General features: G+C 64.8%; 14 protein-coding genes and 1 pseudogene. 4 read left to right on the top strand and 11 right to left on the bottom strand.

Going from position 1 to position 12,649, the window contains the following annotated elements; genetic code table 11:
• Nucleotides 1-37: 37 nt before the first annotated feature.
• Nucleotides 38-334, bottom strand: a complete 297-nt coding sequence (locus ACIPY3_RS04495; RefSeq protein ID WP_400330533.1) for a hypothetical protein — start codon at nt 332-334, stop codon at nt 38-40.
• Nucleotides 335-512: 178 nt separating this feature from the next.
• On the opposite strand from ACIPY3_RS04495, the gene ACIPY3_RS04500 reads away from it, so the two are divergent.
• Nucleotides 513-752, top strand: a complete 240-nt coding sequence (locus ACIPY3_RS04500) for a DUF6953 family protein (RefSeq protein ID WP_400330536.1) — start codon at nt 513-515, stop codon at nt 750-752.
• 1 nt (nt 753) lies between these two features.
• On the opposite strand, the gene ACIPY3_RS04505 is transcribed toward ACIPY3_RS04500, so the two are convergent.
• The 4 genes from ACIPY3_RS04505 to ACIPY3_RS04520 form a co-directional block, all read right to left on the bottom strand.
• Complete coding sequence (locus ACIPY3_RS04505; RefSeq protein ID WP_400330539.1) at nt 754-1,149, bottom strand: hypothetical protein; 396 nt, start codon at nt 1,147-1,149, stop codon at nt 754-756.
• Nucleotides 1,142-1,330 (bottom strand): hypothetical protein, encoded by a 189-nt coding sequence (locus ACIPY3_RS04510; RefSeq protein ID WP_400330541.1) that lies wholly within the window; start codon nt 1,328-1,330, stop codon nt 1,142-1,144. Before ACIPY3_RS04510 ends, ACIPY3_RS04505 begins: the two co-directional genes overlap by 8 nt.
• A 494-nt stretch (nt 1,331-1,824) precedes the next feature.
• Nucleotides 1,825-2,706 carry a P22 phage major capsid protein family protein gene (locus ACIPY3_RS04515; protein WP_400330544.1) on the bottom strand — a complete coding sequence of 294 codons (882 nt, stop codon included), beginning with the start codon at nt 2,704-2,706 and terminating at the stop codon, nt 1,825-1,827.
• A 749-nt stretch (nt 2,707-3,455) separates the two neighbouring features.
• Entirely contained in the window at nt 3,456-4,883 is a 1,428-nt protein-coding gene (locus ACIPY3_RS04520; RefSeq protein WP_400330547.1) for a recombinase family protein, read from the bottom strand.
• 12 nt (nt 4,884-4,895) lie between these two features.
• Between ACIPY3_RS04520 and ACIPY3_RS04525 the strand changes: the two are divergent.
• The 3 genes and pseudogenes from ACIPY3_RS04525 to ACIPY3_RS04535 all read left to right on the top strand — a co-directional run.
• Nucleotides 4,896-5,372: pseudogene (locus tag ACIPY3_RS04525) on the top strand (DNA-processing protein DprA); the annotation flags it as partial.
• A gap of 93 nt (nt 5,373-5,465) precedes the next feature.
• Nucleotides 5,466-6,362, top strand: coding sequence for a tyrosine recombinase XerC (locus ACIPY3_RS04530; protein WP_400330649.1), 897 nt, complete (start codon nt 5,466-5,468; stop codon nt 6,360-6,362).
• A gap of 274 nt (nt 6,363-6,636) precedes the next feature.
• Complete coding sequence (locus ACIPY3_RS04535; protein ID WP_397325874.1) at nt 6,637-7,140, top strand: DUF3145 domain-containing protein; 504 nt, start codon at nt 6,637-6,639, stop codon at nt 7,138-7,140.
• 78 nt (nt 7,141-7,218) lie between these two features.
• Here ACIPY3_RS04535 and ACIPY3_RS04540 read toward each other — a convergent pair whose 3' ends face one another.
• The 6 genes from ACIPY3_RS04540 to ACIPY3_RS04565 all read right to left on the bottom strand — a co-directional run.
• Nucleotides 7,219-8,454 (bottom strand): beta-ketoacyl-[acyl-carrier-protein] synthase family protein, encoded by a 1,236-nt coding sequence (locus tag ACIPY3_RS04540; RefSeq protein ID WP_400330550.1) that lies wholly within the window; start codon nt 8,452-8,454, stop codon nt 7,219-7,221.
• Between the two features lie 132 nt (nt 8,455-8,586).
• Nucleotides 8,587-8,832, bottom strand: a complete 246-nt coding sequence (locus ACIPY3_RS04545; protein WP_011692310.1) for an acyl carrier protein — start codon at nt 8,830-8,832, stop codon at nt 8,587-8,589.
• 116 nt (nt 8,833-8,948) lie between these two features.
• On the bottom strand, nt 8,949-10,010 hold the full coding sequence (locus ACIPY3_RS04550) for a beta-ketoacyl-ACP synthase III (RefSeq protein WP_400330553.1): 1,062 nt from the start codon (nt 10,008-10,010) through the stop codon (nt 8,949-8,951).
• Nucleotides 10,007-10,936, bottom strand: a complete 930-nt coding sequence (locus ACIPY3_RS04555) for an ACP S-malonyltransferase (protein WP_400330556.1) — start codon at nt 10,934-10,936, stop codon at nt 10,007-10,009. Before ACIPY3_RS04555 ends, ACIPY3_RS04550 begins: the two co-directional genes overlap by 4 nt.
• 88 nt (nt 10,937-11,024) lie before the next feature.
• Nucleotides 11,025-12,269 (bottom strand): PucR family transcriptional regulator, encoded by a 1,245-nt coding sequence (locus tag ACIPY3_RS04560; RefSeq protein WP_400330559.1) that lies wholly within the window; start codon nt 12,267-12,269, stop codon nt 11,025-11,027.
• A 170-nt stretch (nt 12,270-12,439) separates the two neighbouring features.
• Nucleotides 12,440-12,649: hypothetical protein (locus ACIPY3_RS04565; protein ID WP_397325869.1), on the bottom strand; the 210-nt coding region annotated here is incomplete at its 5' end.

Below are 12,649 nucleotides of genomic sequence, written 5' to 3' on the forward strand. Positions count from 1 at the left end.
TGAGCGGGGGGCAGGGTGGGGAAACGAGGCAGAGGGCCTAGAACGGGCTCGCCGCCGAGTGGCAGACACGAGCATCGGCGGCCGTCGGGAGCACAAACGCCGCGTGACGCCTGGCATGGGCGACGGCGGAGCTTCGGGCGAGCCGTCCAGCGGCGGCCATGAGCTCGTCGCGTGTGTGGCCTCGCGCCGTAGCGGCGGCATGGGCGAATGGGCGGTAATCCTTCACAGCGTCAAGAGCGGCTTGTGTCACGCCGACGCGGGCGACGGCGCCGGGGTCGAGTGGTAGCGCGCCGACAGTATCCAGGGGATGGATTGGGGAGCGATCGTTAGGCAAGAGGGGGGCTCCTTCGGCGCCGGGCATGGGTATTTGTTGAAAGCCCCAGACTCGCGCGCACAGGGAGACGCTATGCCTCTCCGGCCTGGGAGCCAGGGGGGTGGGGGGAGGCCCTCCCCAGGGTCCGGACGCCGACGCTGGATTGGAGGGCCGAGCTCGGCCGATATACGGTTGACACATGACGAACGCCAAAGACATTGCCGAGTGGATGGTCGAGACCATCAAGCGGGAGAAGCTGGTTTACCAGGAGCACCTCGTCGGCGATATAGCGAAGACGTTCGGCAAAGATTGGGACAGCTTCAACGAAGCCGGAAACCCGGCAGTGAATCCTAAGATCCTGCGTCAATTCCGGGCGCTTCACGGTGGGGCGATCGAATGGGACCGCTCCGATAAGTCATGGTCATACATCGGGAAGTAACCTAGTTGCCGTAGGCGGACGGCGTCCGGACGGATCCGACGAAGCCTCCGCTCCGGCCGGTAGCTGCTCGGCGAACCTGGGCGATCTCTCGGCTGGTCAGGTAGACGCCGGACGTCTCGGAGAAGCCCGCCGAGTGCTCGCCGAGAGACTCGTTTTCCAGGCCGCGCGGGTTTTCAAACTCGCGACGGGCGGCCTTCAGGACGACGAGGCGGACGACGGCGGGGGCGTCTTCTTCCCACGCCGCCGCTAAGGACGTCGGGACTTCTGCCTCGACGAGCACAGTAGCGTCTTCCAGAGCCGCCTCGGCGCGCGAGCGGTCTTCGTCCAGGAGGGAACCGGGCGTAAGGCCGAGGCGCGTCTCCAGGGCGGAAACGGGCGGCGGAAGCGGGTTAGACATTGGAGGTCTTCTCTCGTTGGGCGCGGCGGAGGCGGCTCCGGCGCTCCAGGTAGTCCAGTCCGGCCGTCTGGGGCGCGACTGTCAGCCTCGGCGCGGTGAGGGTGACGGCGTCGCCGGAAGTGGGGATCTTCGGCGCAACGAAGCTGTGAAGGAGGCGGCGGACTCTGTACTTACGCGCCATTCGAGGAGTGCGTCTTTCGCGCGGTGGCGGCGATTGCCCGCGCTTCCCGGCTAGCGTCGAGGTCTTCCAACGTTCGCCGACGAGATTCCGCGTGTTCCGGGCTTATCGGCGGTGGGGAGGTTTCGAGTACGTGACGGACGGCGTCTTCGACGACCTCAAACGTCAATGCGTCGGGGATCTGTCGGGGGGCTCGTTCCTTGGGTGCTCCGAGGACGCCCTGAGCTTCCTCCACAAGTGACGCGACGGCGGGAGCGTCGGCGGCCTCAATGGCACAAGTGAGACGCCGAAGAAGGTCCGGGGCGGCGTTGCGTCGTTCACGATACGCCGCGCTTCGGCAACGGCTGGAGCAATGGCGGGCATGTCCACGCTCAGCGGACAACGGGCCTTCGCAGGTCAAGCAAGCGGAATGCAACGGGATCATGGGCTGGGTCAAGTGAAACTCCTAGGTCGGTCGGAGAGGGGGCCTCATTCGTGAGGCCCCCTTATGGCGGCCGTCAGGCGGCGGTCAGTACGCGAACAGCGCCGCCGTTGTCCACGAGGGAGATAGTTCCGTTTTCGTTGTCCACGGCGAGAGGCATAGCCTGGACGCCGACGAAGGCGGAGACGAGGGAACGGTCGGCGGCGACGGTTCCGTCGTAAGAGCGGATGTAGCGGAGCGAGAAACCGCCGTCAGTCACGCTGGCACCAAAGGGGGCGCCCTGCGGGACTTGCGGGGCGCGGACGACGAGGGCGAAGGCTTCCTTCACGAAGCCGACGATTTCGTCGGATGCGAGGCGCGTCGACTCGATGATCTCGAAGCCTCGGACCTTTCCGCTCTCATCCCAGGTCCCGGCCGGGCCGTCCAGAAGGTCGGCGTAGACGCCGGAGCCGACGGCGGCGACGAGGGGCGCCTCAGTCGGCACGCCGTTGTCTCGCAGGGCCTTCCGGATCTGCGTGAAGGTCTTCGCCGGTGCGGCCGCCGAGTAGGCGATCGCGGCCGTTTCCGGCGTGGCTTTCATGGCCGTGGCGACGGCCTTCTCGACGTACTTCACGATAGCCGTAGCCTGGGGAATGAGTACCTGCTTCGAGAAGTCCACGACCTCCAGATCGAGGTCGCCTTCGGAAAGAACGACGTTGTCGTAAACGTGATCCGTCAGTTCGACGTCGATGCTCTGCTCCGCGATCTCGTCGGAAACGAGGGGCGTAGAGGTGTCGTAAACGCTTCGAGTCTGGGCCGCCACGGCGCCGGGCACTCGCACCTTAACTTTGTTGCCCTTACCAGCGGCGAAGTCCGCCTCCAGGTCGCGGTAGACCTTACCGGCGAGGCCGAGATCCTGGCCAACGAGGTTGGCGGCGGTGCGTGCAATGTTTTCGGCGGTGAGGAAAGAGTTTGTCAATGTGAGCTCCTGATGTTTGGAGTGTGGATGGGAGGGCCGCGACTCGCGGGACCCGGACGCGGAGCGCTTGCTCGGCGGGAGGGGTCAAGGCGGCGCATGGGCGCCGAGGGGATGCCTTCGCGAGCTCCTGGCTCACACGACGGCGACCGGCCGCCCAGGGGCGCGAGCTCCTGGCTCACACGACGGACGTCGGAAGAAGAAAGGGAAAGACGCCGGACGGCGCTCAACGTCGGTAGCGACGAAGAAAGCCACTAACGGAGCGATCGCGCCCGGCGTCTTCCCGGTCCCATGCCGCCCTTATCCCAGGAGGCGCATGGGTCCCCGGCGCTGTAAGGAGGCCCAAAGGCACGCCGGAGGAGGGGAGCCCACCCTGGCGGCTCTGCGCTTGCAGACGTGGGGCGCGGCGCGCCAGGGATGGGAGAGGGTCCAACCAAGTCCCTCTATAGGAGTAGAGGGCCGGAAGTGTTAGCAACACTTCGGCGGAGGCCCTGGATTCCGGGGCGCGCGGCGCGCGGGCTCCAAAGTGTGCGCAAGATCATGCGCTGAGAGTCCTCGCCGGGACAGGGCGGCGCTCAGGGTGTGACGAAGTGACGGAAGAAGCGTCACTTTGTATTACCGCTCTAGAGAGAGAGTCTCTTAACAACTAACGGAGAGTGACCTAAGAACCGTCACTTCGTCACTTTTGGGGGCCGCCCCCGCGTCTCTCCCGGCGCGGGGACCCCGATCGCCGAGATTCCGCTCCAGCTTGCCTAGTCGACGTAATAGTCCGCGTCGACGAGAGCGATAGCATCCGGGTTCAAGTGCGTGGCGAGCTTATGCTCGATCCATACGCGAGAAATATCACGACCTGGACGGACCTCGACGTAGAGAAGAGCCCGCAAGATCTCCCGCTGACGGTCGATATCGAGCGCGTCGAACTTCTCTAGGACGGTTGCCTTCATTTCCGAAAACTCTGTCATGCTCACCTCGCGCTTTACGAGGAGCCCCTGAGCTATCTCCAGAAGGGCGGAGGCGGCGCCCTTCTCCGTCCGTGCTCGCTCCAGGTCGCGCTCGATAATGTCGCGTGCTGCCTTCAGTTCGAGGAGCCTTGCGCGTGCGACGTTCGGAGGAACGAGACCCTCGTCGCGATCTGCGAGCGTCAAGGCTACGGCGGCGGCGTTCTTCTCGTGCGCAGCGAGGAGCGCGGCAACGTTACCGCCAGTCGGCGAGGCCGGAAAGAGACTGGGGCCGCCGCTGATAAATGCCTTCGCGATTTCGTCGCGGACCACCCCTTCGAGCTTGGGCTTCGTGATCGAGGTGTGTGCCGCCGATTTCCGACAGAGGTAGGTGCGCATGTAGAAGAGGGGAGCGCCACATACTCCGCAGTTCGCGAGCCCCGACACTAAGTGACGCGGCTTGGTCCCTGGGCTCGTTCGCCTTGACGGGTCTTTGAGGATTGCAGTCACTTCGGCGGAGAGCTCAGACGTAACGATGGGGACAACTTGGGCGGATTCGATTTCTTCGCCTAGGTGGCGGATCCGTCCGGCGTAGTGGGGGTTAATGAGAATGTCCTTCACCCGGCGAAGGCTCCATTCCTTGCCTGGCGCGGGGCTCACGCCTTCAGAATGCAGCCATTGCACGGCGGAACGTAAGGATCCTCCCCCGGCGACGTGGGCGAAGAGGCGCCGCACGATTAGGGCCTCGGACTCTCGCGGCGTTGTGCCGTCGGTTTCGTAGCCGTAGCGCCGACGGCCGGGGACCGGGCGGCCACTAGTGGCCCGCGACTCGTTTGCTCTCTTCTGTCGCTCGGACTTTCGCCGCACCTCGAAGCGTGCGATACCGGCCAGCATGGTTGCCCGGAACTCACCGTCAGCGGTTGTGAGGTCGATTTCGCCGTCGACGGTTAGAACGCGGGCTCCGGTGTCAGTAATCTCGATAAGGTCGCGTGTTGAACGGAGGAGTCGGTCAAGATCGACGGCGACGACCACGTCGGCGGCGCCGGAGCGAAGGTCGTTGAGCATTTGATGCCAAGCGGTACCCGGCCCGCGACGCTTTGCGGCACTAGTGTCGTTGTCTTCGTAGGTATTGATAAGGGTCCAGCCGCGTGCCTCAATCAAGGCGGCGCAGCGGCCACTTTGTCGCCCGATTCCCTCAGCGACGTCCTCGGACTGGCGGGCATATATGGCGGCTTTTGTCATGCATACATTCTACGTTTCCTGCAACGCAACCGCATCATTGCCGCCTTGGCTTCGGTCACGGTGGTGGTGGAAGCCCGGTGGAGATCGGGAGCGCTGAACACCGCCCACCATGCCGAAACCCTTGGACGAGTGGTGGCCGCAGTCCCGGGCTCCATCCACAGCGCCAATTCGGCAGGCTGCCATCGCCTGCTGCGCGACGGCGGCGCCGTTTGCGTGACGGACGTCGGCGAGATCGCCGAACTGTCCGGCCGGAGCGGCGAACAGTTGGCCGGGGACAAAGAAGGGCCTAACCAGCCACACGACGGCTTGTCGCTCGAGGATCTCATCCTCCTGGACGCCCTGCCGTTGCGTTCAGGCAGCTCGGTGGAGAAGCTCGCCGTCGTTGCCGGGCTCAGTCCCGATGCAGTCAGGGCCGGGTTGGGGCGTTTGGAACTCCTGGGCTTGGCCGGCTGCGAGAGAAGCGCCTGGAAACGGAAGCGGGGCGCGTGACCTGCCTCGGCGAAGGGCTTTGTCCTGCGCTTCAAACACGGCGCTGTCTGGCACAGTTGGAGGGTGGACCGAGAAACTTTGCCAGAAGCCTTGATGCAGGCCGCCGGAGGATTCGAACGGTACTTGCGGGCGGAGCGGGCGCGCTCCGGGCACACCGTCCGCGCGTACCTGTCCGACGTCGACAGCCTGCTGGGGTTCGCGGCCTCGGAAGGGGTGGCGGAACTGCCACAGCTGGAGCTGGGGACGCTCAGGCGGTGGCTTGGTGCCCAAAGCGAGTCCGGGCTGGCCCGGACCACCTTGGCGCGCCGCGCCGCCACCGCACGTTCCTTCACCAAGTGGGCCCTGCGGGAGGAACTCATTGCCAAGGACCCTGCCCTGCGGCTCCAGGCCCCCAAACGCGCCAAGACACTGCCCGGAGTCCTGCAGGAACAGCAAGTCACCAGGATGGTCGGTGACCTCGGAGAGGCAGCCGTCCAGGGAGGCCCCATGGCGGTCCGCAACCGCGCCATGGTGGAACTCCTCTACGCAACAGGCGTACGCGTCGGCGAGCTGGTGGGATTGGACATCGATGATGTCGATCCCGACCGGCGCACACTCAGGGTCCTGGGCAAGGGAAACAAGGAGCGGACGGTTCCCTTCGGCGTCCCGGCTGCCGTGGCACTCGATGACTGGCTGCGCAAGGGCAGGCCTGAGGTGGTGACCTCCGGCAGTGGTCCTGCGCTGTTCCTCGGCGTCAGGGGGAACCGGGTGGATCCCCGCCAAGTCAGGAGCGTGGTGGGCGCACTCCTGAAGGCACTGGGAGATACCTCGGCCACCGGACCCCACGCTCTGCGCCACAGTGCTGCCACACATCTGCTCGATGGTGGGGCGGACCTCCGTGCAGTCCAGGAAATCCTGGGTCACAGCAGCCTGGCCACCACCCAGATCTACACCCACGTTTCTGTGGACAGGCTGCGGAGGAGTTATCAACAGGCGCATCCGCGCGCTTGAATGACGGCAAAATGCCGGCACAGACGCGGGCGCATTACCTGCACTGGCGGAAAAGGAAGGTGTACGGCAAAATGAAAGCACCACGGGCGAACCTTCAATTTATGGTTGAGGGTTGAATCTGTGCCAGAATCGAGCAAAAGCATTCATCAGTTTGGGGAATGGCTGCGGATAAATAAATAGCTTGCACAAAGGTCTTGACGGGTCATCGCAAGGTCAACAGCACCATCCAGCAGAGGTCGTTGGGGAAGACGTACCTACAGCTATGGAGGATGGAATGTCTGTTGCAACAACCCGCGGTGTCCTGTTCGTGCACTCGGCGCCAACGGCGCTGTGCCCGCACGTCGAGTGGGCCATTGGATCGGTCGTTGACAAGCGAACCGATCTTGAGTGGACCCCGCAACCGGCTGCGCCCGGAATGTTCCGCGCTGAGTTGTCCTGGACCGGCAAGCCCGGCACCGGGGCCCAGTTGGCGTCCGCTCTTCGAGGCTGGGCACACCTGCGTTATGAAGTGACCGAAGAACCGAGCCAGGGTGTGGACGGCGCCCGTTGGTCCCACACCCCTGAACTTGGGATCTTCCACGCAGTCACGGATGTCCACGGAAACGTCATGGTCACCGAGGACCGTATCCGCTACGCCTACGAGTCCGGCGCAGGTGACCCCTCAGCGGTTTACCATGAGCTCTCCCTTGCCCTCGGCGAAGCCTGGGATGAAGAGCTGGAACCGTTCCGCCATGCGGCCGAGGGTGCTCCCGTGCGCTGGTTGCACCAAGTGGGCTAGGCAGCCCTCCACCCAACCCCATAGCAAAAAGCAGGGCCCCACCGAAAATGGTGGGGCCCTGCTTCGCGTCGGGGGCTGCTAGGCGTTCCGCACGGCGATAACCGCGTTGTGGCCGCCGAAGCCGAACGAGTTGCTGAGGGCAACGATGTCGCCGGCGGGCAGGTCACGCACTGACGTCACGACGTCGAGCGGGATTTCCGGATCCTGGTTCTCCAGGTTGATGGTTACCGGTGCCTTGCGCTCGTAGACAGCCAGGACCGTCAGGACCGCTTCCACAGCACCAGAGGCGCCCAGGAGGTGGCCCATTTGGGACTTCGTAGCCGAGACGGCCACATTGTCCACGTGGGTGCCAAGGGCCGCCCGCAGCGCCGTGTACTCGGGCTTGTCGCCGACAGGAGTGGACGTTGCGTGCGCGTTGACATGGACCACGTCTTCGGCCTGGATGCGGCCATCAAACATGGCGGCTTTCAGGGCGCGGGTAGCCCCCAGGCCTTCGGGGTCGGGAGCGGTGATGTGGTAGGCGTCAGCCGTGACAGAAGTTCCGGCAAGCTCTGCGTAGATGCGTGCGCCGCGGGCGATCGCGTGCTCTTCGGCCTCCAGTACCAAAGCACCGGCACCTTCGCCCATGACAAAGCCATCGCGGTCGATGTCGTAGGGGCGGGAAGCCCGCTCGGGATCGTCGTTCCGGCGGGAAAGCGCCTGCATGGAGGAGAAGGCGGCCAGCGGCATCGGGTGGATGGCCGCTTCCGCGCCACCGCACATGACCACATCTGCCTTGCCTGAGCGGATCAGGTCCAGGCCGAGGTGGAGGGCTTCGGTTCCGGAAGCACACGCCGAAACCGGGGTGTGGGCGCCAGCACGCGCACCAAGGTCAAGGCTCACAGCAGCGGCTACGCCGTTAGGCATCAACATCGGGACGGTCATGGGCAGCACCCTGCGGGGACCTTTTTCCTTCAGGGTGTCCCAGGCATCCAGGAGGGTCCACACGCCACCGATTCCGGTGGCGAAAGCGACAGCGAGGCGGTCGTGGTCGATGTCGTCGATCCCTGCGTCAGCCCAGGCTTCGCGGGCGGCAATGACGCCGAATTGCGTGGAGGGGTCCATGCGCTTGGCTTCGACGCGGCTGAGGACTTCCAGGGCCGGCGTCGAGCACCTGGCAGCAAAGTGGACCGGGAGGTCGTACTTGGAAACCCACTCGTCCCCGAGCGTGTGGGCACCGGAGACCCCTTTCAGCGCGTTCTGCCACATTGTGGGAACGTCGCCGCCGATGGGAGTGGTGGCCCCCAGACCGGTTATGACTACTTTGCGTGCCATGCGATCACTCTCTGTCGGATGAGCCGACCCGGCTGCAGCTTGGTGCGGGGGCGGCTGAAAATCTTTGGGCGGTAGTGCGGCTGTGCCGGGCGCAGGATGACGTACCCTGGCCCGGCACAGCTGGTATCAGGACTAGGCCTGTGCGTTGGCGATGAAGCTCACGGCGTCGCCGACGGTCTTGAGGTTCTTGACCTCTTCGTCGGGGATGCGGACGCCGAACTTTTCTTCGGCGTTGACCACGATGGTCATCATGGAGATGGAGTCGATGTCCAGGTCCTCGGTGAAGGACTTGTCCAGTTCGACGGCTTCGGTGGCGAGGCCGGTCTCTTCGTTGACGATTTCAGCCAGGCCGGCCAGGATTTCTTCGTTGCTAGCCATGATCGGCTCCTTTTCTTGTTGTGCCGGCTGCTGCCGGAAAGGGGGTCAAACCGCGGTTACGGTTTGGGTTTGTAAGTCATATTCAATTGGCTGGAGGGCATTGGGCCGGTCCAGGATTACGGCAGAACGACCACCTGGGCGCCAAAGACCAGGCCGGCGCCGAATCCGATCTGCAAAGCCAGGCCGCCGCTGAGTCCAGGGTTTTCCTGGAGCAGGCGGTGGGTGGCCAAGGGGATCGACGCGGCGGACGTGTTGCCTGCTTGGGCAATATCGCGTCCGATCATGACGGTCTCCGGAAGCTTGAGCTTCTTGACCATCTCGTCGATGATGCGCATGTTGGCCTGGTGCGGAATGAAGGCGGCGAGATCGTCCGCCTCGATGCCCGCAGCATCCAGTGCCTGCTGCGCAACTTTGGCCATCTCCCACACAGCCCAGCGGAAGACCGTTTGGCCGTCCTGGCGAAGTGTCGGCCAAACATCCTGGGTGGCCGAAAGGATGGCCGGGTCATCGATCTCGTCGGAGTGACGGGCGGATTCGCCCAGCTTCTTGACGTCCTCCAGGGAGTGGGTCATACCAATGGCGTCCCACTTGCTTCCATCGGAGCCCCACACGGAGGGTCCAATGCCGGGAATGTCGGAGGGGCCGACCACGACGGCGCCGGCGCCGTCACCCAGGAGGAAGGAGATGGTGCGTTCATGGTTGTCGATCACGTCCGAGAGCTTCTCGGCACCAACGACCAGCACATACTTGGCGGCACCCGAGCGGACCAGCGCGTCAGCCTGGGCAACGCCATAGCAGTAACCCGCGCAGGCGGCTGAGATGTCGAAGGCGGGTGCCGGCGTCGCGCCCAAACGGTCGGTGAGCGCGGCGGCAGCCGACGGCGTGGCGTAGGGATGGGTGACGGTGGAGACGATGACCGCACCAAGCTGGGACGGTTCGATGCCGGCCTGGGCGAGTGCTTCGCGGGCGGCGCCTTCAGCCATGTCGATGACGCTGACGCCTTCGGCGGCCCGGTGGCGCGTAATGATGCCGGTGCGCTGGCGGATCCATTCGTCGGAGGAATCGATCCACTGGCAGACGTCGTCGTTGGTGACAATGACGTCGGGCCGGTAGGCGCCGATGCCCAGGATCCGGGTGTTCTCCTGGACCGGAGCCTGCTTCAGTACGGGCGTGCTCATGCCTCTCCCTCCAATTCAGCGAACAGTGCCAATGCCGCGGACAGGTCTTCGGGGGTCTTGACGGCCACGGTCTTGACGCCGGGCATGCCGCGTTTGGCGAGGCCTGCAAGGGTACCGGCCGGAGCCAGTTCGATGACGCCCGTGACGCCCCGTTCAACCAGGTTCTCCATGCAGAGGTCCCACCGGACCGGCCGGGATACCTGGGCAATAAGGCTTTCCACGGCCGCCGAACCTGCCGTTACTTCCTTGCCGTCGTAGTTGGACAGCAGGGGAACGGTGGGGTCCTGCGGAGACAGTGACGGCTTGAGGGCTTCCAGCGCACTTACTGCGGGAGCCATGTGGGCGGTGTGGAAGGCGCCGGCGACCTTCAGGGGAATGACGCGGGCCTTCGCGGGCGGATTTTCCGCGAGGGACTTGAGCTGCTCAAAGGTACCCGCGGCGACGGTCTGGCCTGCGCCGTTGACGTTGGCAGGGGTTGCGCCGGAGGCTTCGATGGCGGCGAGGACCTCCGCGGGGTCGCCGCCCACTACGGCGCTCATGCCGGTGGGGATGACTGCCGCGGCGGCCGCCATGCTGTTGGCACGTTCGCGGACGAAAGTCATGGCTTCCTCTTCGGTGAGGACACCGGCCAGGGCGGAGGCAGTGATTTCGCCAACGGAGTGCCCGGCGAGGATGACCGGAAGGGTGCTGAGTTCGACGTCGAACAACGACTTCGCGGCGACCAAACCTGCAGCGACGATCAGTGGCTGCGCCACTGCGGTGTCCTTGATGGTCTCTTCATCGGAGGTGGTTCCGTGGGCCTTGAGGTCGATGCCTGCGATCTCGCTCAGGGCGGCCAACTGGCCTTCAACGGAGGGGAGTTCCAGCCAAGGGGCCAGGAATCCTGGGGTCTGGGAGCCCTGTCCAGGGCAGACGATTGCAAGCACGTATCCAGCTTTCCAAATTGCCACGTGATCCACTGGTGTTTCGGTACACCAAGCTCACTGGGTCAGTTTGTAGGAAGTCTACAACGGTTCAGTTCTGTGAACGCGATGCGTGACGCTCGGGTGCAGCCTTCGGTTGGGCCGAAAGCCGGCCAACCACCAGGGCTGTTTGTAGCACGAATGCCTCCCTGGGAAGCAGCGGATCCCAGCCCGTCACGTCGCAGACACGCTTCAAACGGTAGCGCACGGTGTTGGCATGGACGAACAATTCGCGGGCGGTGGCTTCCAGTGAATGGCCCAGCTCGAGGTAGGTGCCGAGGGTTTCCACCAGCCCGTTGGAAGCGGCGAGGAGGGGGCGGTAGATGTTCTTGATCAGTGAGCGCCTGGCGGCATCGTCACCGGAAACAACCCGCTCCGGGAGGAGATCATCCGCCGCTACCGGCCTCGGCGCCGAGGGCCACGCCCGGGCAGCGGTGAGGCCCGCGAAAGCCGCCTGGGCAGAGCTGCTGGCCTCCAGCAACGATCCCGCTTCCGGGCCATAGACCACTGCACCGGGGGCGAAAAGCTCACTGAGTTTGACGTATGCGGTGTCACGGTCCTGGACCCCGCCAAGGATCAGGATCAGTCGGTCGCCTTGGATGCCCACCAACGCGTCTTCCGCGAAGCGCCCGGCCGTGCGGCGGAGCTCGCTGACGTAGCTGGCGCTGGGTTCCGACGGCGAGTTCCCCACCATCACGGTGAAGCGCTCCTGCGCTTTCCAGCCGAGGGCGGCGATCCGGGAACGCAGGGCGTCGGTGTTTTCGCCGCGAAGGATGGCGTCCACAATCAGGGCTTCCAAGCGGGTGTCCCAGGACCCGCGGGATTCCGCGGCGCGGGCGTAGACGTCCGCGGCGGCGAACGCGACTTCGCGCGAGTAGCGCAGCACTGCTTCGCGAAGGGAGGGCTGGTCCGGTTCCGGTGCGATGACCGGTACCTGGTCCTCCACGACTTCCACCACGATGCGGATCAACTGCAGGGCTTTTTGAAGGCTGATGGACCGCGTCAGTTCGGTGGGTGCGTTGCCAAAAACGTCAGTGAGGATCCAGGACGGCGAACTGGGCCGCTCGTACCAGGTCACGAACGCGGCGATGCCGTTCTGGGCCACGAGGCCAAGAGCTGAACGCTCATCCGAGCTCAAGCGGCTGTACCACGGGAGCGATTTCTCGAGCTGCCGCATGGTGGTGGTGGACAATTGCCCCACGTTGGCGCGGAGTTGCCGCAGCGTTTCGGCTTTTTCCGGCGACACTGCCGCTGCTGCTGCCTTGCGCTTGGTTGTGGTCTTGGTGGGCTCTGCCATGGAATGAGCATACGGCGCATCCCGGGCAAGCTCCATTTGTGCGAAGGCTACAACTTGCGCCGGTCACCGCGGCGGTGTGGCACTGCTGTGTTAAAGCCCGACGGCGGCCCCCACCTTTCGGTGAAAGCCGCCGTGCGGTTGGTGCTTGGTGGGCTGTGGCCCAGCCTGGGCTAGGCGTCGCCGCCTGCCCCGCCGGTGGTGCCGGCGTTGACATCCAGGAGCCGGTACTTCCCGATGGCAGTTTCCACTGCGTCAGCTGCGACTTCGCCCTTGGCGGCGAGGAGTTGCAGGGTTTTGGTGACGATGGAGTGGGTGTCGTTTTTGAAGTAGCGGCGTGCGGCTTGGCGGGTGTCGGAGAAGCCGAAGCCGTCTGCTCCGAG

The organism is Paenarthrobacter sp. NPDC089714, assembly GCF_044748905.1.
In the GTDB taxonomy this organism is placed as follows: Bacteria; Actinomycetota; Actinomycetes; order Actinomycetales; family Micrococcaceae; genus Arthrobacter.

Excerpts from the sequence above, each read along its gene's own strand:
- ACIPY3_RS04520 (WP_400330547.1), bottom strand. The coding sequence starts at position 4,883 with ATGACAAAAGCCGCCATATATGCCCGCCAGTCCGAGGACGTCGCTGAG.
- ACIPY3_RS04560 (WP_400330559.1), bottom strand. The coding sequence starts at position 12,269 with ATGGCAGAGCCCACCAAGACCACAACCAAGCGCAAGGCAGCAGCAGCG.
- ACIPY3_RS04545 (WP_011692310.1), bottom strand. The coding sequence starts at position 8,832 with ATGGCTAGCAACGAAGAAATCCTGGCCGGCCTGGCTGAAATCGTCAAC.
- ACIPY3_RS04510 (WP_400330541.1), bottom strand. The coding sequence starts at position 1,330 with ATGGCGCGTAAGTACAGAGTCCGCCGCCTCCTTCACAGCTTCGTTGCG.
- ACIPY3_RS04540 (WP_400330550.1), bottom strand. The coding sequence starts at position 8,454 with ATGGCACGCAAAGTAGTCATAACCGGTCTGGGGGCCACCACTCCCATC.
- ACIPY3_RS04535 (WP_397325874.1), top strand. The coding sequence starts at position 6,637 with ATGTCTGTTGCAACAACCCGCGGTGTCCTGTTCGTGCACTCGGCGCCA.
- ACIPY3_RS04530 (WP_400330649.1), top strand. The coding sequence starts at position 5,466 with ATGCAGGCCGCCGGAGGATTCGAACGGTACTTGCGGGCGGAGCGGGCG.
- ACIPY3_RS04505 (WP_400330539.1), bottom strand. The coding sequence starts at position 1,149 with ATGTCTAACCCGCTTCCGCCGCCCGTTTCCGCCCTGGAGACGCGCCTC.
- ACIPY3_RS04500 (WP_400330536.1), top strand. The coding sequence starts at position 513 with ATGACGAACGCCAAAGACATTGCCGAGTGGATGGTCGAGACCATCAAG.
- ACIPY3_RS04550 (WP_400330553.1), bottom strand. The coding sequence starts at position 10,010 with ATGAGCACGCCCGTACTGAAGCAGGCTCCGGTCCAGGAGAACACCCGG.